The sequence below is a fragment of the Vibrio sp. 03_296 genome (genome assembly GCF_002265885.1).
Map to the genome: position 1 here is coordinate 1 of NZ_NPKW01000817.1, position 712 is coordinate 712.

The window sequence follows — 712 nt, forward strand, 5'->3', positions numbered from 1 at the left end:
CGGTTAATCCCTAACACTCATTGATTGACAAAAGGAGGCTGAGGCCTCCTTTTTATTGTCCCTCCCGACTTGAAGCTACAGCGATGCAAGCTACGTTCGTTTATGGAATCGCCAGCCAGGCACCATCACATCGTGTATCTGTACTCAAGGGGATTCATTCATTTGCCGCTTATCTGCTACTCAAGTCATTTGGCTGCATCCTTCCCTCAATCTTCACACCCTCATTYGCAACGAATTATCGTAGGGCTAACCGTTGGCTGACATGGCGTAATGGCTATACGGACAAAATTGCATCACTGCTATTGCAGAGCAACGCAAAACCTGATCTGTGGTCGATTGTTTACAGCTTTTGTTTTTTTTATTAATAGGACGTTTTAGATGAAAAAGTGGTTATGTGGCTTCTCTTTGTTTATTTCCTTTCGCTACTCTAGCTGCAGAACAAAAGACCGACCTTGCTGTCGGTATGGCAGTGGACCAGCAGTTAAGTGTCGTGATTGAATTGAATCAGCAGTACCGAGGGGTGATTGGTAATGATGGTTTAGCATTGGATTACCTCGCGAAAAAAGGCACGTTTAATCAAGATATCCCTGTGACTTGGTATGTTGGCGTAGGTGGCTGGGCTGAGTGGAATGATGACTTTGGCTTTCGCGTGCCGCTGGGGCTTAATGGGACTCACTCACGGTTGGGATCTGTATGGTCAGATACAACCAGA

At 45.9% G+C, this 712-nt stretch carries 1 pseudogene; it reads left to right on the forward strand.

Annotated elements, in window-relative coordinates:
- Positions 1-378: 378 nt before the first annotated feature.
- Positions 379-712, forward strand: a pseudogene (locus CIK04_RS28115) (hypothetical protein); the annotation flags it as partial.